Annotated in this window: 21 protein-coding genes; 15 read left to right on the plus strand and 6 right to left on the minus strand. The window is 70.2% G+C overall.

Annotation, left to right across the window (positions count from 1 at the left end):
* Positions 1-170: 170 nt before the first annotated feature.
* From G6048_RS02820 to G6048_RS02840, 5 genes are all read left to right on the plus strand, one after another.
* Positions 171-1394 carry a sensor histidine kinase gene (locus G6048_RS02820; protein ID WP_235989430.1) on the plus strand — a complete coding sequence of 408 codons (1224 nt, stop codon included), beginning with the start codon at positions 171-173 and terminating at the stop codon, positions 1392-1394.
* 539 nt (positions 1395-1933) lie between these two features.
* Positions 1934-2725, plus strand: a complete 792-nt coding sequence (locus G6048_RS02825) for a GNAT family N-acetyltransferase (RefSeq protein ID WP_165337793.1) — start codon at positions 1934-1936, stop codon at positions 2723-2725.
* Positions 2722-2946 carry a translation initiation factor IF-1 gene (infA, locus tag G6048_RS02830; RefSeq protein WP_093909198.1) on the plus strand — a complete coding sequence of 75 codons (225 nt, stop codon included), beginning with the start codon at positions 2722-2724 and terminating at the stop codon, positions 2944-2946. Before G6048_RS02825 ends, infA begins: the two co-directional genes overlap by 4 nt.
* A 167-nt stretch (positions 2947-3113) precedes the next feature.
* Positions 3114-3551, plus strand: a complete 438-nt coding sequence (locus G6048_RS02835; RefSeq protein WP_165337794.1) for a VOC family protein — start codon at positions 3114-3116, stop codon at positions 3549-3551.
* Positions 3552-3671: 120 nt separating this feature from the next.
* A complete protein-coding gene (locus tag G6048_RS02840; RefSeq protein WP_206341086.1) occupies positions 3672-4193 on the plus strand; it encodes an NUDIX domain-containing protein in 522 nt (173 codons plus the stop codon).
* Between the two features lie 76 nt (positions 4194-4269).
* Here G6048_RS02840 and G6048_RS02845 read toward each other — a convergent pair whose 3' ends face one another.
* The gene (locus tag G6048_RS02845) at positions 4270-5247 is read right to left on the minus strand and encodes a GlxA family transcriptional regulator (protein ID WP_328825654.1); all 978 of its coding nucleotides are present in this window, start codon (positions 5245-5247) and stop codon (positions 4270-4272) included.
* 133 nt (positions 5248-5380) lie between these two features.
* On the opposite strand from G6048_RS02845, the gene G6048_RS02850 reads away from it, so the two are divergent.
* The 3 genes from G6048_RS02850 to G6048_RS02860 all read left to right on the plus strand — a co-directional run bounded on the left by G6048_RS02850 (position 5381) and on the right by G6048_RS02860 (position 8397).
* Complete coding sequence (locus tag G6048_RS02850) at positions 5381-6646, plus strand: MFS transporter (protein ID WP_165337796.1); 1266 nt, start codon at positions 5381-5383, stop codon at positions 6644-6646.
* 177 nt (positions 6647-6823) lie between these two features.
* On the plus strand, positions 6824-7237 hold the full coding sequence (locus G6048_RS02855; RefSeq protein WP_165337797.1) for a YciI family protein: 414 nt from the start codon (positions 6824-6826) through the stop codon (positions 7235-7237).
* Positions 7238-7251: 14 nt separating this feature from the next.
* Positions 7252-8397 (plus strand): RNA polymerase sigma factor, encoded by a 1146-nt coding sequence (locus G6048_RS02860; RefSeq protein WP_165337817.1) that lies wholly within the window; start codon positions 7252-7254, stop codon positions 8395-8397.
* Between the two features lie 81 nt (positions 8398-8478).
* On the opposite strand, the gene G6048_RS02865 is transcribed toward G6048_RS02860, so the two are convergent.
* Entirely contained in the window at positions 8479-9534 is a 1056-nt protein-coding gene (locus G6048_RS02865) for an amidohydrolase family protein (protein ID WP_165337798.1), read from the minus strand.
* A gap of 56 nt (positions 9535-9590) precedes the next feature.
* Positions 9591-10649: a LacI family DNA-binding transcriptional regulator gene (locus G6048_RS02870; RefSeq protein ID WP_328825655.1), complete on the minus strand. Its 1059-nt coding sequence runs from the start codon at positions 10647-10649 to the stop codon at positions 9591-9593.
* Between the two features lie 193 nt (positions 10650-10842).
* Here G6048_RS02870 and G6048_RS02875 point away from each other — a divergent pair, with 193 nt between their 5' ends.
* From G6048_RS02875 to G6048_RS02895, 5 genes are all read left to right on the plus strand, one after another.
* Positions 10843-11889 (plus strand): ABC transporter substrate-binding protein, encoded by a 1047-nt coding sequence (locus G6048_RS02875; RefSeq protein ID WP_206341087.1) that lies wholly within the window; start codon positions 10843-10845, stop codon positions 11887-11889.
* A complete protein-coding gene (locus G6048_RS02880; RefSeq protein ID WP_165337800.1) occupies positions 11886-12719 on the plus strand; it encodes an ABC transporter permease in 834 nt (277 codons plus the stop codon). Before G6048_RS02875 ends, G6048_RS02880 begins: the two co-directional genes overlap by 4 nt.
* On the plus strand, positions 12712-13527 hold the full coding sequence (locus G6048_RS02885; protein ID WP_165337801.1) for an ABC transporter ATP-binding protein: 816 nt from the start codon (positions 12712-12714) through the stop codon (positions 13525-13527). The genes G6048_RS02880 and G6048_RS02885 overlap by 8 nt, the downstream gene beginning before the upstream one ends.
* Positions 13524-14324, plus strand: coding sequence for an ABC transporter permease (locus G6048_RS02890; protein WP_165337802.1), 801 nt, complete (start codon positions 13524-13526; stop codon positions 14322-14324). Before G6048_RS02885 ends, G6048_RS02890 begins: the two co-directional genes overlap by 4 nt.
* Before the next feature lie 262 nt (positions 14325-14586).
* Positions 14587-15444, plus strand: coding sequence for a MerR family transcriptional regulator (locus tag G6048_RS02895; protein ID WP_165337803.1), 858 nt, complete (start codon positions 14587-14589; stop codon positions 15442-15444).
* Positions 15445-15588: 144 nt separating this feature from the next.
* Here the strand turns inward: G6048_RS02895 and G6048_RS02900 are convergent, their stop codons facing one another.
* A complete protein-coding gene (locus G6048_RS02900) occupies positions 15589-16440 on the minus strand; it encodes a methyltransferase domain-containing protein (protein WP_328825656.1) in 852 nt (283 codons plus the stop codon).
* Between the two features lie 379 nt (positions 16441-16819).
* Positions 16820-17470, minus strand: coding sequence for a CatB-related O-acetyltransferase (locus G6048_RS02905; protein WP_165337805.1), 651 nt, complete (start codon positions 17468-17470; stop codon positions 16820-16822).
* A 223-nt stretch (positions 17471-17693) separates the two neighbouring features.
* Between G6048_RS02905 and G6048_RS02910 the strand changes: the two genes are divergently transcribed.
* Entirely contained in the window at positions 17694-22271 is a 4578-nt protein-coding gene (locus tag G6048_RS02910; RefSeq protein ID WP_165337806.1) for a hypothetical protein, read from the plus strand.
* A 281-nt stretch (positions 22272-22552) separates the two neighbouring features.
* Positions 22553-22927 (plus strand): hypothetical protein, encoded by a 375-nt coding sequence (locus tag G6048_RS02915; RefSeq protein WP_165337807.1) that lies wholly within the window; start codon positions 22553-22555, stop codon positions 22925-22927.
* Between the two features lie 87 nt (positions 22928-23014).
* Here G6048_RS02915 and G6048_RS02920 read toward each other — a convergent pair.
* On the minus strand, positions 23015-23400 hold a 386-nt coding region (locus G6048_RS02920), incomplete at its 5' end, for a transposase (RefSeq protein ID WP_165337808.1).

The following is a 23400-nucleotide window of genomic DNA, read 5'->3' on the forward strand; positions in this document are numbered from 1 at the left end:
ACTGCCGTGCCGGCCTGCGCCGTCTGCGCCGTCTGCGTTGGGCTCGCTCCGCGGGCCTCGTACGGTCCTGCGAGCGGTTCAAGCTGATGCCGATGCGGAGGGCACGTGGGGGTATGCGTGTGGGCACACGTTTACGGGGCCTGAGGATCGGCCTGCGTTTCAAGATCGGGATGACGATCGCCGCGACGGCCGCGGTGTCGGCAACGCTGACCGGCACGTTCGTTCCCGGGATCGTCCAGGGCGACCGCCGTGACAGCGTCCTCGCCGAGTACCAGGAGGCCGCACGGCACTACCGGGTCTCCGAGGGCCGGGTCACGGCCGGTCTCGAAGTCGACCCGGTGAAGGTGCCGGAGGACCTTCGGCGCGCCGTTGGACCCGGAGGAGCCAGGTCGGTCACCTATCTGGAAGCGGACGCGTCGGGAACCACCGTCTGGGCCGCGGGCCCCGGTGAAGACGGCCAACTGCTGGCCTTCCGCCGCCATTTTCCCCAGACCCTTTTCGAGGACCTGGAACACGCCACCCGGAGCGCTGCCGTCGTCGGCGCGCTCGGCGCGAGCATCGTGGGCTTGGGACTCGCGGCCTCGATGGCCCGCCGGCTCCGGCGGTCCACCCGCCAGGCCGACCGGATCAAGGACGGGGAGCTGGACGCCCGACTGCCCCAGCGCGGGCGGGACGAGATCGCCCAGCTCTCCGCAGCCGTCAATGCGATGGCGCAGGCCCTCGCCGCCCGGATCGAGACCGAACGCGCCGTGACGGCGAACATCGCGCACGAGCTGCGCACCCCGATCGCAGGACTGCTGACCGCGTCGAGTCTGCTCCCGGGGGACGACCGGCCGACCGAGATGGTCCGCGAACGCGCCGTACGGCTGCGGGATCTGATGGAGGACGTCCTGGAGGTGGCCCGTATCGACAACGGGGGCGAGCGTGCCGAGCCGCGGGAGGTCGAACTCGCCGCGCTCGCCCGGCGCGTGGTCGCGGGCGTGCAGGCCGACCGGCCGCAGGCGGCGGTGGCAGTGGAGGTCATCCACGACACCGTGCGGGAGACCGACCCGCGTCGCCTCGATCGTGTCCTCACCAACCTGGTCACCAACGCGCTGCGGCACGGCGCGGAGCCGGTGGTGGTGGAGGTCGACGGCCCCGAACTACGGGTCCGCGACCACGGCCCCGGCTTCCCGCCCGAACTGATCGCCCACGGCCCTCAGCGGTTCCGCACCGGCGGCAACGGCGGCCTCGGCCTGGGCCTGGCCATCGCCACCGGACAGGCCGGAGTGATCGGGGCCCGCCTGAGCTGGCACAACCCGCCCAAGGGCGGCGCCGTCGTCACCATCACTCTCCCGCGGACCCCCGCGGACGAGGCGATCCAGACGGTCAGGGGCGACGCCCCTCTTCAATGACCGCCAGAGGCTCGCGGCTCGCGTGCAACGCGTGGCCACCAGAGCGTTCTCGCTGGACCGGAAGGGGATGCCTTCTGCACCGGTACCTGACTGCGATCTGGCGGCTTTGCGTCAGGGAGCGTGTCAGTGACGGTTGGTCAGGAGGGATGTTTCTGCTGGTGCCTGGCCGTGCAGGAGCCGCGGAGGTGGAAGAACCCCCATAGAGCTGCGGTCAGTTGCCAGGGTGAAGTGCCTCGCGGTCCGCGGGGAACGACGCGTCGAACTCCACGACTCCTTCCTCTCGTTGGCTTGCAGCCTCCTCTGCTGGAGACGCCTCGAGAAGACCGGATCATGATCGCGTTACGAGCTCGTAGAAAAGGAATGGAGCGAGGCGGCGCCCCACTGCTACTTTCGCGTTGGACCGTGAAGTCGTCGTAGGGAGGTGAGCACCGTGAACACAGTTACCCGTGGGTGCTCCCTCAACCCGTCACGGTCCGGCGGCTGACGTTCGGTGTCGCCAGGAGCGCCTGAGATCTAGGCACTCCTGGGAGGAGACGCCGATGAACACGAAGCCTTTCCCATCTGGCCTGAGCGAGAACGCGGTGATGATCACGCGCGTCGCGGACAGGCAATGGCACGCACTGGATGACGACCTGGTGGTCGGCCGCGGGCATGCGCAGCACCGGCCCGACGGACGCTTGTTCGTCAGCATCGACGCCTGGCACGACGCCCCCTTCGACCGGCTCGCCGAGGCGATGCTGGCACAATTGCCGACACCGATGTACACGGTGGTCGACGAAGCCGACGTCGAGCTGACGGGGCGCTGGCGGCGGGCGGGGTTCACGGTCCGGCGCCGCGAGTGGGAGTACGCCGTGCCGACCGACCCGCAGGTCACAGGGCTCGACGCAGTCCTGCCGCCTTCGGGCGTGACGATCGTGCCCGCCGGTCAGGCGGACGAGAGTCTGCTGCGGTCGGTGGACCGCGCGATCCGTGACGAAGTCGAGGCGACCGTCGGGTGGCAGTCGATGCCCGCGGAGGTCATACCCCGCCCTGAAGGCGACACCATCGTCGACCCGTCGACGTACGCGGTGGCCGCGGCGCCGGACCGCTACCTGGGTCTGATCCGGGTGGTGAGAGTGAAGCGGCCGCGCATCGGGCTGGTCGCGGTCCGGGCCGGCCACCAGCGCCGCGGCATCGCGCGGGCGCTGCTGGCCCACGCGCTGGGAACACTGCACCGCTCCGGGTCCGCCGCGGCCTGGACCGAAGTCCACGAGACCAACCAAGCGGCCTCGGCGCTGTTCGAGGGCATCGGCGCCCGGCCGATGAGCAGCAACCTGGAGCTGGTGCGATGACGAAGAACAAGAACGTCATCGAAGTCGAGGGCAAGGTCGTCGAGTGCCTGCGCAGCGCCATGTTCACCGTGGAGCTCGAGAACGGCCACCAGGTGCTCGCGCACATCAGCGGGAAGATCCGCAAGAACTACATCAAGATCGTGCTGGAAGACCGGGTGCTGGTGGAGCTCCCGCCGTACGACCTGACGCGCGGCCGGATCGTGTTCCGGTACCGGAACTAGCGGCGGTCAGCACCTTCCGCGGTAGCTGATCCTGGGGCCCCGGTCACGGCTTTTCCGGCCTTTCCGTGACCGGGGTCCCGACGATGGCTCACACGGCCGCGGCGGCCACCGCTCCAGCCGGCCGGACGCACCCGATCGACCCGGCTCGGCTCGATAGCATGCAACGCATGGCCATCAAACTTGAGAACGTCGGCATCGCCGTTCGCGACCTCGAGGCAGCGATCTCCTTTTTCACCGACCTCGGCCTCACGGTCCTCGGCCGTGACACTGTCAGTGGTGAGTGGACCGACACCGCCGTCGGCCTGGACGGCAATCACGCCAACATCGCGATGCTCCAGACGCCAGACGGCCAGGGTCGCCTTGAGCTCTTCGAGTACATCCACCCCGAAGCGATCGAGTCGAAGCCCACTCTTCCCAACGAGATTGGCATGCATCGCGTCGCCTTCTCAGTCGATGACATCGACAAAGCCCTTGAGGCAGCAGCAAAGCACGGATGCCGTCCGCTTCGCGGTGTGGCGACCTATGAGGACATCTACAAGCTCACGTACGTCCGCGGTCCCAGCGGCATCCTTGTGATGCTCGCCGAGGAGCTGAAGAAGAACTGACGGCTGATCGGGTCAAGTGGTCGCGGCGATGCTCTCGACGATGACTTCGTGGCTGGTCAGGGGCCTTCCACGGCAGTTCGTCGCGATCCCGATGTCAGTGCGTCGCTCTATGTTGTCCCGATGATTCGGAACTCGTTCGAGCAACAAGTGGTGGAGGCGGCAGCCGTCGATGTCCGGCTGGCGAGAGTGGAGTTCGATGGCGCCGGCCAGTGGCTGACCGCGCCCCGCCACGGGCTTGTGGGGCCTCTTGCCACAGAGGTGTGGGTCTTCGATGAGAAGCTCGAGCGGGTGCTGCTGGTTCATCACCGGTGGAGGGGGTGGGTTCCGCCCGGCGGGCAGGTTGAGCAGGGTGAAACACCTCGGGAGGGCGCACGCCGCGAGCTCTTCGAAGAGACCGGCATTGACACGGAGCTGCTGCCGGCACCTGCCGCGGCGACAGTTCGCTCCTACCATCCGGAATGGCCGCCAACTCTTGGGCTGTCGTATGCCGCGATCGTGGATGCTGGAACGCCCTTGGCCGCAGAGGACGGACAGCCGGCGGCGTGGACGTCCCTGGACGAGGACTGGGACGGCTGCTTCCCGCAGGATCCACCGCGCATCCGTCAGCATGCGCGATGGCTTCGCGACGTCTCCGCCCGGTGACTTGGAGCTTCCAGAGGCAGTACGGGCGTCCGGCTGGGTCCAGCCTGGGCTGCACGGCGTACGCCCGCACGCACACCTACGTCGGCCGAGTGGAGGTCGCCGAGCCGCGCGGCATGCGGAAGGCGCGGCGATAGGCGGCCGGAGTGGTGCCGAGCGCGCGGTGGAAGTGCTGGCGGAGGCCGTCGCCGCTGCCCAGGCCGCTGCGTTGGGCGACGGTGTCCACCGGGAGGTCGGTGGTCTCCAGCAGCTCGCGAGCGCGCGCCAGCCGCTGCTGGTTAAGCCAGCGCAGCGGAGTGGTACCGACCTCACGCGCGAAGTACCGCTCGAAGGTACGGGTGCTCATCCCGGCGCGTGAGGCCAACTCTCCGACGGACAGCGGCTGTTGGAGTCGGTCCAGGGCCCAGTCCAGGACCGGGGCGAGTCCCTGCTCCGATGTCCGCACGCGGGGCGCGCGGGCCGGTGCGTACTGCGACTGGTCGCCCTCCCGGTGCGGGGCGACCACCATACGGCGGCCGACCTCGGCCGCCGCCGCCGAACCGTAGTCGTGGCGCACGATGTGCAGGCACAGATCGATGGCGGCCGCGGTGCCCGCACTGGTGAGGATGGAGCCGTCGTCGACGTACAGGGCCCGCTCGTTGACGCGTACGCGGGGGTGGCGGCGGCGCAGTTCGTCCGCGTACATCCAGTGTGTGGCGGCCTCGCGTCCGTCCAGCAGTCCGGCTGCGGCGAGCACGAACGCACCGGAACACAGCGATGCCACCCGGGCCCCTCTGGCGTGCGCGCCGCGCAGCTCGTCGAGCAGTTCCTCGGGCGGCTCGTACGCGCTGTCCATCACGCACGCCGGTACGACGACGAGGTCGGCCTCCCGCATCGCGTCCACGCCTCGCTCGGCGGTCAGGTGCAGCCCGCCGGGCGCCCGCTGGATGCCGCCCGGCGTGGTGCTGCACAGCGTCAGCTCGTAGCCCTCGGCGAACACGGCGCAGGGCACCGAGAGTTCGAACAGGGAGGTCTCTTCCAGAAGCGTGACCACGACGCGTATCGGCGCTTGGGGCACTTCACTCCTGCCTGAGTTCTTGGCGGACCTTCCAGTGCTCACGGCGTGCGTGTCCTTGCCCATGACGTAAATCTAGTGCTTCCTGACGTTTCCGCCACTGGTTTAGTGTCGTCCCAGGTCACAGGCTTGAAGCATGACTATGACACGCATCATGCGTCGCCCTGAGTGGCACGTCGGTCTCGCCGGACTCAGTGCCATCGGCGTGACATTCGGCTTCGCTCGCTACGGCTACGGCCTCTATCTCCCCGAGTTCCGCCGGGAGTTCAACCTGTCCGTCGGGACGGTCGGTCTGATCGGCAGCGCGAGCTACGTCGGCTTCGTGGTGGCCCTGCTCCTGGTCGGCACGCTGGTCGCGCGGTTCGGCCCGCGCTCCATGGTGATCACGGGCGGGGTCTGCGCGACCGTGGGCATGGGCCTGGTCACGGTCGCCCGCGATCCAGCCGTCCTCACGACGGGCTTGGTGCTGGCGGGCATGAGTTCCGGCTGGGTCTGGGCCCCGTACTCCGACGTGGTGGACCGCGTGATCCCGCGCAGCCGTCGCGAGCGCGTCATGGCGGTGATCGCCACCGGTACCGCCTTCGGCGTCGTCGTCGCGGGACCGCTCGCCCTGTTCCTCCGTCACTCCCACTGGCGGCACGCGTGGTTGGTCTTCGCCGTGGCGGCGCTGGCTGCCACGGTGTACAACGCGCTGGTGCTGCCCGGCGGTCCGCACCGCGCGGCGTCGTATGGCGCACGCGAGCGGAGCGAGGGCGGCCGAGCCCGATCCGGGCCTGGCCGGGGCTGGTTCCTGCGCCGCCGCGCCATCCCCCTCTACCTCACGGCCGTGTCGTACGGGCTGGTGGGCGCCGTGTACTGGGCGTACGCCATCGAGGCGATCGCCGGCGCGACCGGCTCCGGCTCGGCCACCGCGCCGGTGTTCTGGACTCTGATGGGGCTGGCCGGTACGGCGGGTGCGCTGACCGGTCATGCCATCACCCGCTACGGTCTGCGCCGCACGCACGTCTGGCTGTTCACCGGCCTCGCCGTCGCCGTCGCCCTGCTCGGCCTCGCCCCGGGCTCGCTCCCCGCCGTGGCCGCCTCCGCGGTGCTGTACGGGCCGTGCTTCATGGCAGGTTCGGCGCTGCTCGCGGTCTGGAGCTACTACACCTTCCCCGAGCAGCCCTCCACCGGCTTCACCGCGACCATCCTCTTCGTGGGTCTGGGCACCATCACCGGCCCCGCCACACTCGGCGCCCTCGCGGACAGCCACGGACTGCGCTCTGCCTTCCTGGTCACGGCCGCGGTGGCGGCCACCACACTCCTCGTACGCCCCGGCTCACGGCCTGGCCCGAGTTCCGGTACGGACCAGTCCCGGAACGGTTCTCGGCCCGGGCGGGGGAAGCGAGTGGTGGCCTCGTAGCGCGGCCAGGTCTCCTGAACCACGTCCTGCGTCCTTGGCCCCGGTCAGGGCTCTCACCCAGGCTCCGCTACAAGAGCCGAAAAAAACTTGGCCGGCGATGTCGAGAACGCGTGACCGGCTCCGTCCCTGCTGTGAACGCGACCACAATGGGTCGCAACAGCATCGAGGAGAATCATCATGGCCAAGTACCTGCTGCTCAAGCACTACAAAGGCGCTCCGGCGGCGGTCAACGACGTGCCCATGGAGCAGTGGACACCCGAGGAGATCTCGGCCCACGTGCAGTACATGAACGACTTCGCGGCCCGGCTGGAGAAGACCGGCGAGTTCGTCGACGGTCAGGCGCTCGCCCCCGAGGGGACGTGGGTCCGGTACGACGGTGAGGGGCGCCCGCCGGTCACCGACGGCCCGTTCGCGGAGACCAAGGACCTGATCGCCGGCTGGATGGTGATCGACGTCGACAGCTACGAGCGTGCCGTCGAGCTGGCCGGGGAGCTGTCGGCCGCTCCCGGGGCGGGCGGGAAGCCGATCCACGAGTGGCTGGAGCTGCGCCCGTTCCTGAGCGCGTCGCCCACCATCACGGAGTGCCACTGAGAGTGACCACTGAGATGGACGAGGCCCTGCTGAGGAGCCTCACCCCGAGTGTGCTCGCCATCCTCGTCCGCCGCGGAGCCGACTTCGCGGCGGCCGAGGACGCCGTGCAGGACGCGCTTGTCGAGGCGGTGCGCGTGTGGCCGGCCGACCCCCCGCGGGACGCGAAGGGCTGGCTGGTCACGGTGGCCTGGCGCAAGTTCCTCGACGCGAGGCGGGCGGACACCGCCCGCCGCCGGCGTGAGGACCTCGTAGAGGAGGAACCGACGCCCGGCACCGCGCCCACCCTGGACGACACCCTCCAGCTCTACTTCCTCTGCGCCCACCCCTCACTGACGCCCTCTTCCGCCGTCGCGCTCACGCTGCGCGCCGTCGGCGGGCTCACGACCCGCCAGATCGCCGAGGCCTACCTCGTACCCGAAGCGACCATGGCGCAGCGCATCAGCCGGGCCAAGCGCACCGTGGCCGGCATACGGTTCGACCAGCCCGGCGACGTCGCCACCGTGCTGCGCGTCCTCTACCTGGTCTTCAACGAGGGCTACTCCGGCGATGTCGACCTCGCCGCCGAGGCCATCCGGCTCACCCGGCAGCTCGCCGCCGCGATCGACCACCCGGAGGTGGCCGGGCTGCTCGCCCTCATGCTGATCCACCACGCCCGGCGCGCCGCCCGGACCGCGCCCGACGGCAGCCTCGTACCGCTCGCCGAACAGGACCGCGGCCAGTGGGACACCAAGCTGATCGCCGAGGGAGTCGAGATCCTTCAGGCGGCCCTCGCCCGCGACCGGCTGGGCGAGTTCCAGGCCCAGGCCGCCATCGCCGCCCTCCACGCGGACGCGCCCACCGCCGAGGAAACCGACTGGGTCCAGATCGTCGAGTGGTACGACGAGCTCGCACGGCTGACCGACAACCCGGTCGTCCGCCTCAACCGCGCGGTCGCCGTAGGGGAAGCGGACGGCCCGCGCGCCGGCCTGGCCGCCCTCGCAACGCTGGACGACTCCCTGCCCCGCCACACCGCGGTAGCGGCCTACCTCCACGAACGCGACGGCGACCTGACCACGGCGGCCCGTCTGTACGCCGAGGCGGCCCACAAGGCAACCAACCTCGCCGAAGCCGCCCACCTGACACGCCACGCCGCGCGACTCAACGCCCGCCTACGCGGCTGAAGTTCGCGCCGGATCTTCTCCAGTCGGCGGGGCCAGTCGACGTGCTGGTTCCGGGTGTGGGCGGCGCTGTGCGACGGCAGCTCACCGGGTGGCGGCCGGTGCAGGAAGCCTGGATCCGGTCAGTCTGCGTACGTTGCCGGAGAAGACAGCGGCGCGCTCCGCTTCGGTGAGGTCCATGGCCGCCAGGTCGGCGATCCCCGAGCGGATGTACCCGGGGCCCTTCTCGGGGTCGTACGGCGAGTCGGAGCCGAACAGCACACGGTCCGGGCCGAAGAACTCCAGGGCGCAGCGCAGGGCGTGCGGGGCGCCGAAGAGCGCGGTGTCGGCGTAGAACATCTTGAAGTAGTCCAGCGGGCGCTTGGAGAGCGGATAGCCGGTGACGTCCTCGCGCTGGTGGTCGGGGGTGCGGGAGCCGAGCTGGTCCCAGCCGGGGCCGACGCGGCCGGAGAAGTGCGGGATCATGCTGCCGCCGTGGTGGATGAGGAGCTTGAGGTCGGGATGGCGTTCGAGTACGCCGCCGAAGACGATGCGGGCCATGAAAGCGGACAGGTCGTACTCCCAGCCGAAGGTCCACCAGATCTCGTACCGGGAGCGTTCCTCGGCGGGGTAGTCGGGCCAGGAGGAGTTGCGGCAGGGGTGGACCTGGACGAGGAGGTCGAGTTCGGCGGCGCGTTCCCAGAATGGTTCGAAGCGCTGCTCGTCCAAGGGGTGACCGTTGACGTGCGTGTATATCTGGACGCCGATCGCCCCCAACTCACCGACGGCACGGTCGAGTTCCGTGACGGCGGCGTCGACGTCGTTGAGCGCTACCGCCGCGCAGAAGCCGACGAAGCGGTCTGGGTGCTTGTCGACGAGCGAGGCCAGGCCGTCGTTGCCGATGCGCGCGTACTCGGCGGACAGCGCCGGACTGCCGAAGTCCTCCACGGGCGGGGCCGCCAGGTTGATGATCTGGCGGTAGCCGGCGAACTCGTCCACCTGCCGGAAGCGTACGTCCAGGTCGACCAGCGCGGGGATGTTCATGATGCGCTTACGCAGGTTGGCCACGGCGGGGACGCCGTCGAGCGCGAACAGGCGCTCGGCGTAGTCGCGGGGAAGCACATGGCAGAAGGCGTCGATTTTCTCAAGAGCCTCTGACATTTCGGGTGTCTCGAGCAACGCTGTTCCTCTCCAAGTAGTGGATGGCGGCCGGGCGTTCATGGAGCGGACGTCGACGACTCGCGTGGGATGAGGGTGGGCGCGTAGACAGCGGAGGCCGTGGGCTTGCCCTCGATGGACCGCAGCAGGATGTCGACCGCGCCACGTCCGATCTCGCGCAGCGGCACGCGGACACTGGTCAACGGAATCGGCAGGCGCGCGGCGAGCGGGGTGTCGTTGTAGCCGACGAGCGAGAGCTCGCCCGGAATGCTGATCCCGAGCCGTCTGGCGGCCGCCATCACACCGACCGCGGTGTTGTCGTTCACGGTCATCACGGCCGTCGGGCGCTCCCCGGCGGGCATGGCGGACAGCAGCTCGGTCGCGACCTGTTCGCCGCTCTCCATGGAGAACTCCGAGGGCCGGACGAGGCGTTCGTCCACCGCGATCCCCGCCTCCCGCAGGGCTGTGCGGTAACCCTCCATCCTGCCAACGGGGTTGGAGGCGTAGGGCGGGCCGGCGATCAAGGCGATCCGCCGGTGTCCCAGGTCGATCAGGTGACGAGCGGCCAGATACCCGCCCAGCTTGTCGTCGCCGACAGAGGCCGGGCCGCGGCCGTCGGTCCGCAGCGCCAGGGCGTACGGGATGTCCCGCGCGGCCAGTTCGCGCACGAGGTCGCTCTCCGAGTCCAGCCGGGCCGTGGCGAGCACCAGCCCGTCCACCATCCGGTCAAGGAGCAGCCTTCCCTGGACCGCTTCGGCTGCCGGTTCGTCGTGGGTGATCGCGACGAGGGCATGCAGCCCGTGGTCCCGGCAGGCTTCGGCGATCTCCTCGTACAGGATCGCCATCACCCCGTCCGAGAGCCGTGAGACGACCACGCCGATCGTGCGGGTGCTCTGTCGGCGCAGGCTGGCCGCCGCGGGATTGGGCGAGTACCCGATACGCTGCGCGACCTCCTTGATCCGGGCGGCCGTGGCGCTGCGTGAGAAGGGGTGCCGCTCGTCCATGGCGCGGGAAACCGTCGAGGCGTTCACGCCCGCCTCGCGCGCCACATCGGCCATGGTCGGGCGGCGTTTGGCGCCTTGCGCGCGGCCGGATGCCTTGCCCTCTGATGCGGTCACCGGTTGCTGCCTCTCTCGTCGTCGGCGGGCGGATTCTCTTGGCGCGGGGTTGACGGGTTCGTTCTGGCCCACACATGATTGTGCACACGTAAGCGCAATCGATTGCATAACCAGTATCGCACGCCGTCCCGGCGACAACACAAGGCCTCGGCGGCATCTCGCAGAGAGGAGCGACCCCTTGTCGAGTCGCTCAGTGAAAACGCCTGCTTCCCGGCGCCGCCTGAAACGCCTGAGGGCGTTAGGCGTCATCGTTTCCGCCACCCTGCTGCTGGCCGGATGTTCCGGCGGCGGCAGCGACAACTCCTTCACGGTGGCGCTGATCGAGCCGGACATCGCCGCGGTTCCCTTGCTCGCGGCCGTCGACGCGGTCCGTGAGCAGGGATTCGATGTCAAGGTGGAGGAGGCCGCCGAGCCGGAACTCGCCATCGAGGGCCTCGTCCGCGGCGACTACCAGTTCTCGGCGGAGGCGACGAGCCCGGCGCTGATCGCGATGTCCAAGGGTGCGCCGATCCGGATCGTCGCCGATGCCATCGGCAACCAATGGGCGGTCTATGGCGCCCAGAACCGCGACAGCTGCGACCACTTGGACGGCCGCCCCTTCGGGATCTTCAGCGAGGGCTCCGTCGCGACGGCGATGGTCCGGCAGTGGGTCAGCGAGGACTGCCGTGCCGGCTCCGAACCCGAATACCTGACCATCGGCGGCTCCGACGCCCGCGCGCAGGCCCTGCTGTCCGGCCAGATCGACGCGACCGCCCTCGAAGTGACCGACGCCGTCACCCTGGAACGGGCCGGCGGAGGCAAGGGACTGCACCGGCTGGTGGACTTCAAGGAGGTCTTTCCCGGGCTGCACCCGCAGACCGTGTACGCGAACGAGGACTATCTCGGCGAACACCGCAAGCCCAGCCAGGCGTTCATCGACGCGCTCGTGGCCGAACACCGGAAGATCAACGCGGACCCCGGCTACCTCGTGTCCCTGCTGAAGAAGTACCTGCCGGACGCCTATGACGACGCGACGGCGAAGGTCACCAGTCGGCGGTACGTGGAGGCCGGGCTGTTCAATGCCGCGGGGCTGACTCCGCGGAGCGTCCAGCGGACGGTCGACTTCTTCTCGGACGCGGGAATCGTCAAGCGCATGCCGGCCGAGGACGTGGCGGATCTCAGCTTCATCGACCGCGCGGCGGCCGCACAGGAACCGGTCGCGCAGGAACCGGCCGCACAGGAACGGGGAGAAGGCTCATGACCGCTTCCGGTGTCTCCGCTGCGACGCGCCGCCCCGCAACCAGCCTGCTGCGTAAGGCAGTTCACGGCACCCTCCTCTACCAACTCCTCACCTTCGCCGTGTTCGCGACCGCCTGGGAGGTGTACGGGCGGTACTGGGGCGGCATCCTGCTGCCGCCCTTCTCCGACACGGCGGTGGCGACCGTCGAACTGCTCGGCGAGGCCGAGTTGTGGAAGGCGCTCTGGCTGAGCAACCAGGCGCTGGTCCTCGGCTTCCTCGCGTCCGTCGTACTCGGCGTACCGGCCGGCCTGCTGCTGGGGCGCTTCCGCACCGTCGAGCGCTACACCGACATCTACCTCAGCATTCTGCTCGTGACGCCGATGGCCGCCGTCATCCCACTCCTCGTGATGTCGGTGGGATTCGGGCTGCTGTCGCGGGTGATCCTGGTGACTCTCTTCTCGGTCGTCATGGTGATCGTCAACGCCCGTGCCGGCATACGACAGATCGACGCCTCGCTCATCGAAATGAGCCGCACCTACGGGGCGTCGGAAGCTCAGATCTGGCGGCGCATCCTCATACCCGGCGCCCTGCCCGCCATCATGACCGGCGTCCGGCTCGCACTCGGCCGTGCCGTCACCGGCATGGTCATCGTCGAACTGCTCATGGTGTCGGTCGGGTTCGGCGGCCTCATCCTCGAGTACCGCGCCCTCTTCGAGGCGCCCAAGCTGTACGCCACCATCGTCATCATTCTCGCCGAGGCCCTCGCGCTGATCGCCGCCGCCCGCTGGGTCGAGCGCAAAGCCACTCCGTGGGCGGCCCCCAGGAACTCCTCAAGGAGCACACGTGATTGAGATCCGAGGCGTCACCAAGACCTTCACCGGGCGGGAGGGCAGCGAGGTCCATGCCCTCAAGGACGTCAACCTCACGGTCGGGGACAACGAGTTCCTCACCGTCCTGGGCCCGAGCGGATGCGGCAAGACCACCCTGTTGCGCGCGATCGCCGGACTCATCGACTGGGACGAGGGCGACATCGTCGTCGACGGAGAGCCCGTACGCCGCCCAGGTCCCGACCGGGCCATGGTCTTCCAGAACTTCGCGCTGCTGCCCTGGGCCACGGTGCTGGACAACGTCGCCTTCGGTCTCGAACTCCGGGGGGAGAGCCGCGCGGCCCGCCATGCTAAGGCCCGCGAGCTGATCGAACTGATCGGACTCGGCGGCTTCGAGTCGCGGCTGCCCGGCGAACTGTCCGGCGGCATGCAGCAGCGCGTCGGTCTGGCCCGAGCGCTGGCCGTGGAGCCGAACGTCCTGCTGATGGACGAGCCGTTCGGAGCTCTCGACGAGCAGACCCGGCGCATCCTCCAGGAGGAGTTGCTGTCCATCTGGGAACGCCGGCGGCTGACGGTCGTCTTCATCACCCACAGCATGGAGGAGGCCGTACTTCTCGGGGACCGGGTGGTCCTCATGAGCCCGCGCCCCGGCCGGATCGCCGAGATCGTCCCCATCGGCATCCCACGGCCCCGCTCCGCCGATGTCGGGGGCCTGGAGCAGTCGCCCGAGTTCACCGCGATCACCTCGCGGCTCTGGCAGAGTCTGCGCACCATGCACCCCGACCACCGCACAGCAGCCCGCGCCGCGGCCGCCCAGGAGGTGACCGGATGACCGCCACGGCCCCCGCGGCCCGCACGAGCATACGAAGGAATGCGCGCGTCGCGGTGCCTCCGCCGCTGGTCGGGCTGCTGGCCGGGGCGATGGTCTGGGAGGTGGTCGCGCGGTCCGCCGACGCCGCCTTCCTCCCGCCGGCCGGCGCCGTCGTCGCCCGGCTGTGGGAGATGACGGTGGACGGGCTGATCCTCAGCAGCCTGGCCTCCAGCCTCACCAACCTCGTCCTCGGGTTCGCGATCTCCCTGGTCCTGGGGCTGACACTCGGCGTGCTGATGGGTCGTTACCGCCCGGTGGACGCCGCGCTCGGCGTCTATATGTACGCACTGCTGACGGCTCCGTCCCTGGTGTTCGCCCCGGTCTTCTTCTCGCTGTTCGGCCCGGGCAGGGCTTCCATCGTGGCCGTCGTGGTCATGTACTCGCTCTTCATCATCGTGATCAGCACCGCTTCCGCCGTACGAGCGGTCCCCGAGCACCTCACCGAGATGGCCCACCTGTACGGGGCGAGCGAGCGGCAACTCCTGCTCAAGGTCGTCGTCCCCGCCGCCCTGCCGCTGGCCATGGCCGGCATCCGGCTCGGCGTCGGCCGCGCGGTCACTGGAATGATCAACGGCGAGATGTTCATCGCCGTCGTCGGCCTCGGCCGGGTCCTCACCCAGGCAGGCGGCCGCTTCGACAGCGAGACCGTCCTGGCCGTACTGCTCGCCGTCGTCCTGGTGGCCCTCGCCGCGGTCGGCCTCGTCCAATGGGCCGACCGCCGCGTCAACGGCTGGCTCCCGCGGACTGCGCGGGAGTGACAGCGCCGCAGACCAGACGAAGCGGCAACCTCCGGAGAATCGGTCCGGATGTCCGGGTCAGGAGCGGTCGGCCTGGTGCCTGTACATGCGCTCGGCCAGCGGGAGGGGCGTCTCGTCCAGTCCGGCGCCCGGCCCGCTCGCCATCCGTACGACGCTTGATGGTGCGGGAGCACGAAGCGCGCCTACGGCAGCGGGGTTTGCATGTGCCGTAGCGGCATGTGGTCGAGTAGGCGGCGAGCACGAGATTGAGAGGTTCCCGCGCATGCCCCTTCCTGCGATTCCCCGCCGGGTCAAGATCGGCGATGCCGCCGCGTTCGCCGGGACCACACCCCGCGCCATCCGCCACTACCACGCCATCGGGCTCCTCGCCGAACCGGAACGCGGCAGCGACGATCGCCGCCACTACGGATACGACGACATGATCCGCCTGCTGTGGATCCGCAAGATGGCTGATGCGGGTATCTCCCTGGACGAGATCCGGGCCGGCTTTGAGGGCGCCACCGGCATCGAACAGTCCCTGGCCCGGCTGGAGGAGTCCCTCGTCTCCAAGGCGGCCGCCATCGAAGCCCAGCGGGCCGCCGTGCACCGCCTCCGCGAGGTGGGCAGCCCCCTGGGCCTGCTCTCACCGCTGGTCAGTGGCCGCCTGCATGATCTGATGCCCGAGGCCCTGCGTCCGGCCGATCTCGATACCCTTCTGGTCACGGAGCGTATCTTCGGCTCCCTGGGCGCCGCCGTCCAGGCCAACCGGTTCATCGTCCTGGCCACCCACCCCGAGCTGCGGGCCGAGGAAGACCGCCTGGCCGAGGCCGAGGCGGCCTTGGACGACACCATGTCCCCCGACGACCCCCGCATCGAAGACCTGGCTGCCCAGCGGTGTGCTCACGAGACCGCCTTGGGAGCCGCCATCGACAGATCCGGCCTGGACGAGGCCCTCGACGGCCTCCTGGACCAGGAGGACGAGCACGCCGGCGAGGAGGAAGGCGAGGCGAGGATGAGCGCGATGGAGGCCATCGGCAAGATGCCGTACGACTTCTCCCCGGCCCGCGTCCGGTACGAGGAACGTGTCATCGAACTGCTTCACTCGGCCGATCAGGAAGGCGACACCCCACGGACCTGCTGACTGGCATCGGCGCTCGCGGCGAGCCCGACAACCAGCGCCGCACCGGGTAGGCCGACCCGGCCCGGCCGCACCCACGACCAGCGATTTTCAGGTTGTCGGAGGCTCGCTGCTCGTCGGTCGGCAGGCGCCTGCGCCCGCTCGTGGTCACCGAGGCTGGTAGGCGGTGGCCAGCACGGAGACGGTGACCTGATCGGGCAGGAGGCCGTCATCGTTCAGGTCTGCACGGCTCACGTGGTGTGCACTCGGCGTCATCGCTACCAGGTCCAGGGCATCCAGCCTGGTCAGGGTCGCGGGGTATTCCACCTGTTCGGTGACGGCGGCCTCGAAGAAAGGGCCCAGCGTCCGGTGCAGGCGCTGTTCCTTGGCCGGGTCGATCGTGACCATCGCAGGCAACCTGCCGCGCAGCTCGGCCAGGTGCAGCCCGGTGGGACGGATCACGATCAACCGTCCGGTCGGGCGCAGCACCCGGTGGAACTCGGCCGGGTTGCGCGGGGCGAACACGTCCAGCACGACATCGGCCACCCCGTCGGCCAGCGGGAAGGGACGGAAGACGTCCCAGGCCACCGCAGCGGCTCGTTCATGGGCTCGGGCTGCCGAGCGCAGCGCGCGTACCGATGTGTCCAGGCCCAGACCACGGGCGCCGGGCAACTGGTCGAGTACGCCGGCCAGGTAGTAGCCCGTGCCGCACCCCACGTCCACAACCGTGGCCCGCTCAGACACGGCGTCGGCCGCCAGGCGGGCCCCGACTTGGCGGATGGGCGCGTAGGTGCCGGTGGACAAGAATCGGACCCGGGCCCGGACCATAGCCGCGTCGTCGCCACTGATGGCGCGGGTGCCCGTCAGCAGGCCGGCGTAGCCGTGGCGGGCGATGTCGAAGGCGTGGCCCGCCGGGCAGCGCAGTGCGCCGTGGTCGGGGTGCAGGCGGCGCGTGCGGCACGTTGGGCAGCGCAGCAGGTCGAGGGACAGTTCGAGGGCAGGGGGAAGCGGCACGGGCACGAGGCACTCCTGGCAAGGGTGAAGGGAAGAGACCGTGCCTGCACGCGCGCTCAGAGCGTCACTGCCTCAGGAAGCAACGGGCAGCGCCGGGAACGTGGTTCACGCAGCAGGCACACCAAGGAGGGCGACGCCGTCCGGCATCGCCCTCAACGCCTTCCGATCACAGGAAGCAGCAGTGCGGGGTGCTCATGAATGCCACACCATGAGTCTACGGGCATCGGTGAACGCCCGTATGTCCAGCCGAAGTTGAGAGTCACGGCATTGGGCCCAGCCCGCCTCCCGGGCTGCCGGGCTGCCGGGCACTGCAATCACCACGGCGTCTGTACGGAGGTGTCCGGCGGCGGTGCCAAGTCGTCCACGCCGGCAACTCCCGTACTGCTCACATGCGACGGGCCTCCGGGACGGCGGCTTCAAGGCCGGCGATGGTGCCCGACATGATCGTCCGCACGTGCTCGGTGATGTGCTCCGCGGGCCAGTCCCACCAGGCCACCGCCAGCAGCCGGGCGACGTCCTTGTCGCTGTACCGGGTGCGGATGAGACGGGCCGGGTTGCCGCCGACGATCCCGTAGTCGGGCACATCTGTGGTGACCACGGCGCCGGAGCCGATGATCGCGCCGTGTCCGATCCGCACGCCGGGCATCACCGTCGTGCCGTAGCCGAACCAGACGTCGTTGCCGACGACGGTGTCCCCCCGATTCGGCAGGCCGGTGAGCAGGTCGAAATGCTCGGACCACGAGCCGCCCATGGTGGGGAAGGGGAAGGTCGAGGGGCCGTCCATGCGGTGGTTGGCGCCGTTCATGATGAACCGCACTCCGGTCCCCAGCGCGCAGAACTTGCCGATGACCAGTTTCTCCGGTCCGTAGTGATAGAGCACGTTGCGCGTCTCGAACGCCGTCGGGTCCTCCGGGTCGTCGTAGTAGGAGTACTCCCCGACCTCGATCAACGGGGACTTCACCAGCGGCTTGAGCAGCACCACCCGCGGCTGCTCAGGCATCGGATCGAGCACCGTCGGGTCGGCAGGCACAGGCATGGCGAGCGATTCCTTATGGGTTGCGGACGTATCCGGTCCCATGATCGCGGTACTGCGGCGGCCAGAACACCGAATTACCACCTGCAAGATGTCGCCGGGGAAGCCGCAGCGGCGGCAAGCGAAGTCGAGGTGGGGCATGCCTCACCCTGGCCGGCGAACTGATCGCCGGTGATGTCCAGTGCGCCGCCCGTGACTGTCAGTGGCGCGTGTCAGGATCTTCCGTATGACCGTCACGCTGCCTCCAAAGCCCAACTCCCTTGTGCCGTACGTCGACTGGGTCCTCGTCCACGACGCGGGCGCCGAGCCGGCCGCGCGCGAGTTGATGGAGGTGGTCGAGTCGGGCCTGCTCCGGGCGTACGAGAAGCCGGGCCGGTTTCTGGAGGACATGACGTGGCGGGCAAGGCGGTTGCCCCCGGCGCACCTGCCACCGTTCTGGGACTCCCTCGCCCACCGCATGAGCCCGTCGTTCCCCAAGCAGGCGAGCCGCGCGTACGCCCTCGCACGGAAGGCCGAGCAGGACCACGCGCTGCCCGTGGACATGGACCGGCTCAGGGAGAACGCGCTGCTGTTCGCGCGGGCCGGTGCGCTGCCCGCCAAGGAGTTGACGACGCAGCAGCGCCGACTGGCGGCAACGCTGCCGCCGGAGCGGGCGCACCAGGAGCTCGTACGGCTGCTGGAGGCCTGGGCGGCCTCCCCCGGTGACCTCCCCGCCGACCTGGCCAAGCTGATCCGTGCCTCCGCCCGGGCCGCGGGACTGGGCACGGACGAGGAGGCCCGGCTGCTGGGCGTGGCGCTGCGCGGGGCACGCGGCAAGGCGGTGCCGAGCGCCTTGCTGGACGCGGCGGCGGTCGTACTGGCGGAGCATCCGCAGGGTGACGCGGTGAACGCGGTGCTGGTGGACCTGTTCCCGCCGACGCGGGCGGACGGCGCCCCCTGGGTGCGTCTGCTGCTGCGCTGCGGAGCGGCCGAGTCGGTGGCGGCGGGGCGCATCACCCCGGAGGGCGGGCTGCCCGCCTGGCTGAGCCGGTTCACCCGGGAGTACGCGTACCAACAGGTTCCGTACGGTGGTATCTGCCGTCAGCCCATGCCGCCCGAGCTGTTCGAGCTGCTGGCGCTGTTCGCCCCGCGCCTGCGCGCGGCGGGCGAGCCGGTGCGGCTGCACGAGACCAAGTGGCGCCGCCACACCGATATCGATGCGGATCTGCTGGACGCCTGCCTGGCCGAGGGCATCGAGGTGCACGACCCGGGTGAGACGGTCCTGCTGCGGTTCTGGGGCGACGACTCGCGCCGCGATCTGAAGGCGGTGGCCGCGCATCCGGTGTTCGGCCGCCGTTTGGAGGGCACGGTTCATGAGGGCCTGCACAGGCCGCATTGGGGCCAAGGTGGAGGCGGTACGGCGATCACCCGGCTGCCGGACAACGAGGGCATCGCCGCCGAAGTCCTGACCCGGATCAACAACCTGCTCGACGCGCTGCGCGGCGGCGGGCTCGGCGCCGCGCACGAGGCGGTCGACGAGCTCGCCACCCTCCTCGACCGACCCACCGCCACCGCGCTGGACGGCATCGAGGAGGCCCTCGCCTCCCTCGACCTGACCGGCCCGTTGACTCGCGCACTGCGGGCCGGGCTGCCGGAGGAGCTGTCCTGGCCCGCGCTGGAGGACGCCCTCACCGAGCTGCCCCTCGCCGAGATCACGGCCGTGACCTGCACCTGGCCCGTGCTGACGCTGTACTCCCGTGACCGGGCCATCGCCGTCGACCACGCCGGCCGGCGCGCCTCCTGCACCTTCCGCGTCCCGGACGACGCGACCCTGCACACCGTGCACTATGTGGGCGGGAAGTTCCTGGTCGGCTGGACGACGGACGCGAACCCCTACTGCAGTAACCACGCCTTCTGGGCAGACGCCCCCGACGAGGTCTTCGAGCCGGAGAACGTCATCGGAATGGTGCCGTACGGCGGCTCCATCGACGGTGCCCTCGGCTTCCAGTTCGAGACCGCCGACGGTGACGGCCGGCACGACGGCGAGCGGGTGCTGCGCCCCGGCGGCCGCGAGGGCATCGACGACCACGAACTGCAGATGTCGGACGGCAAGCGGGTGTGGAGTGCGAGGGTGTACGGGGACGGCTGGGCCCGCCTCGACCCGGCCACCGGCGCCCGCACCGAGGACACCACCCTGCCGGACTTCCCCGGCACAGGCACCCTGCCCCCGGGCACGGCGGTCTTCAAGGAAACCCTCTCCCTGGCCCCCATGCCGCCGGGTGCCCCCGAGTCGCCGCTGGGACAGGCCGGTTCCCTGGTCGGCTTCCGGGTGCTGTTCCGTACGAAGTACCGGAACAACGCACCCGACCGCTTCGTCCTGGAGGGAATCGACGGGCGCGAGGCGACCTACCGGGTCTCCCGGCAGGGCCAGGACCCGTGGGGCATCCTGCGACTGCCCGAGGGCGGCGAGGACGGCGTACTGGCGGAGCAGATCAACGTCCGGTGCGTCGCGGTCGAAGACGGTTCGCTGCTGTGGGAGGTGCGCAGTTTCCCGGACCCCAAGCGCCCGCGGCACAAGCCGTCGGCCACCGCCGGACCCATGCCGTTCCCCCCGCCCGCGTACTGGCACTTCCTCGTCCCCCGGGACCCGGCGGCCTCGGCGGCGCTACGTACGGTCGCCGACGAGACCGTACGCAGTCTCCTCGACTCCTCAGCCGGCCTCACCGACGTACTGCCGGAGCTGATACCGGAGTTGACGGACTCTGACCTCCGTGAGGGCGTGCTGCGCGCGGTCGGACTGGCCGCCGACGTGCGGCGTCGCCGTGAGGAGCTCTCCCGGCGCGTGAGCATCATGCGGTCCGGACCCGCGGTCACGCTGAAGGACCCCGCACCGGACACGGAGTTGACCATCGCACTGCGTGGCCTGCGGGACGAACCCGGGCACTACAAGGCCCCCAGGCCGCAGCCGCGGCCCGCCATGCTCACCGCCCTGGCCGCCGACGGCCGCCATCTGCGCGGCGAGATCGACGACGAGACCCGCCGACTCGCGCCTCCGGCCCGGCCCATCGACTGGACCGTGCTGCTCGGCTCGATCGACGCGGTGGCATGGCGAGCGCTCGTGTCCACGACCGCCGATTCCGAACGGTCCTGTCTGCTGGCCTTGCTGGAGACCTGGCGCGAACAGCCCTTCGCGGAGCGTGGCAGCAGTTGGCGCACGGGGCAGGCACCGGCGCCCGCGCTCTCAGCGCACCGGGCGGAGGGATGGGTGATCGCATCCGGTCCACCGGACGACCCGGGTGTCAGGGATGACGCCGGGGAGCGGTTCGTCCAGCGGGCCACGGACCCGGCACCCGCGGAGGCCACCGGGTGCCGGGCCGTCACGCTCACCCGTGACGACTCCGCCCGTCTCGTCCGACTGCTCGAACTCCTCGCGGCCCAGGGCCCCTTGCCCCTCTGCCCCGCCGCGCTGGAGGCGTTCTCCCGCCGTACGGGCGTACGGCGGGCCATCGCCGCCCTGGCGCTGGGCGGCCTGCCCTACGGCGCCGGGAAGGAGTACGAGAAGCTGCTGCGGTCGGCGCCGTACAACGCGAGCAAGAGCCTGGTCTGGGCCTACGGCGGCTACCGCCTCGGGTCCTCCGGCCGCCTGTCCGTCCTCGCGGCAGGCCTGCCGGACGACGCCGCCGAGCTGCCCGGCCTGTGGACGGAGGACGGCATGGTCGCCGCCGCCGAGCGCATGGCGGATGCCTGGAACGGCCTGGTCGGGCGGACCCCGTACGTCGACGAGGACCTGGCCGACGGCCTGGAGACCGACCTCGCCATCACCGGTGACTGGGCCCACCGCCTCGCGACGGGCGCCGCGATCCCCGCCCAGGACAAGGGGTTCGCGCTGGTCGAGGGCAGCGTCTCAGGCCACTTCTCCCTGCACCACGACGAGTCCGACGGCACGACCGGCTCCTGGATCAACCCCCATGACCTGCCGCACGTGGTCCCGGCGACGGCCCTGGCCTGGGCGCTCACCGAACGCCCCGTGGGCGACCCGTCCGTCGCCTGGGCCACCGGTCTGTACGAAGACCTGCGCACCCTGTTGGACTCCCCGACCTACCTGGTCCCCCTGACCCCCCGCCCAGACCTCACCGCGTCCGTGGCGACGGACCCGAACTTCAAGCCGTACGAAGGCCGGTTCCACCTGCGCAGCAGGCCCTACCAGCCCGGCGATCACACGCTCCCGACGGCGTACGACAACGGCAGCCTCGTCGTCACCGTCCCCCACGGCCAGGTCTTCCTCCGAGCCTCCACCCCCGACGTGACCCAGCTCTACACCCCGGACGGCGGCCTGGCCCGCATGGTCCGGCGCGCCACCACCACCCCGGTGCCGCCCGGCTCGTACGAAGCCAACCCCCTGCTCAGCGTCCCGGCCCTGGTCGGCGAGGTCGCCACCACCCTCTCCCTCGACGAGGACTCCGCCGCCCTCTACCTCCAGCTCCTCACCCTCGCCCACCCCACGGACCGCAACATCCGCCGCTGGAACGCCTGGTCCCCGGCCCGCCACAAGGCCGCGCAGTCCGCCCTCGCCGCAACCGGCCTCACCGAGACCGCCAAACGCCCCCGCGCGGGCCGCACCGCCTTCGTCCCCGGCCCCTGGACCGACCTCAAGGCCCCGCACACTCCCCTGGAGACAGCCAAACTCACCTCGTACGGCGCCCCCGACTCCCATGGCAAAAACGTGTACGGCCCGTTCTGCCGCCTGCTCTCCCCGCTCCCACTGCACGAGCAGTTCGCCCGGGCTTGGGCAGCGTCGTCCCCGGCTTTGTCTCCCCACGGCTAGGACGCGGCTGGCTAGGGGCGACGTACAGGACGTACAGGGATGGGTTGTCCAGCCCCCGTCCGTGGCGGTATGTGCTGGCCGGTGCCGCAGACCGGAAGCGGACCCTGGCGCCCCACCCACCATGAAGGCCCGGGACACCGCGGTGTCCCGGGCCGACCCCTGTGTACTCCTCGGCCCACCCTGGACAGTTATAGGCACGCCGTGAGCGGCAGGCCCACTACGTTGGCCCCGGTTGACTGACCGCGCCGAACGCGCGCACCACAAATCGGGGGAGGAACCTAATGCGTAAGCGCATCGCCACAGCTCTCGGAGCCGCAGCCGCCGCCATCATGCTCGCCACTGCCACTGCCACCGCATCCGCGGACACCGGTCGTCCGGACACCGGCGTCAAGTTCTACGATGGCTCCGGGAAGTTCACCCGGCCCTGCGGTACCACCTACCAGGTAGGTCTCAAGACCACGAAAGTCGGCGCGGTCAAGCGCCGTGACGGCCGTTGTGCAGGCCACGTGTGGCTTCGTGTCCACGGCAACGCGTGGGGGGAATGGCGTCACAGCGACACCGAGATCACCCTCAACAGCCCCAGCGGCACGTTCGACAGGGCCCAGATCAAGGGCTGCGGAGAGGACTACTGCACGACGTACGACGTGTACGTCTAGCTACTTGCTCCTGAAAAAGTGTTTGGCTTGGTCGGCGCCGGTTGTTGCGCGTTTGCTCCGGGGCCGGGGGCGGGGGTGCCTGCTTCCTCACGGGCTGCTGACGGTCATCCGGTGGAGGTTGTAGGCGAAGATCCCGAGTCCGGTCCAGGTCTGCGCGCCTGCCAGGCGGCGCAGTCGGGTGCGGCGGAAGCCGAAGCTGCGTTTGAGGTGGCTGATGCGGGCTTCGATGCCGACTCTCCAGTTCCGCATCCGGCGGAACGGGCGGGTGCGCTCGTGCTCGCGTCGTGCCTTTCCCGGTGTTCCTTTGCGTTGGAGGCCGATCCGCTGGACGCCGAGTTCGGCCAGCGCCCGGTCGTTGGCGGCGGTGCCGAAGCCGCGGTCGGCGACGACGGTGCCGGGCGGTCGGCCAGTCAGCGTGGTCACTCGCTCGACCGAGGGGACGAGTTGCGGTGCGTCGGGCGGGTTCCCGCGGT

The organism is Streptomyces ureilyticus (assembly GCF_011045025.1).
Classification (GTDB): domain Bacteria; phylum Actinomycetota; class Actinomycetes; order Streptomycetales; family Streptomycetaceae; genus Streptomyces; species Streptomyces ureilyticus.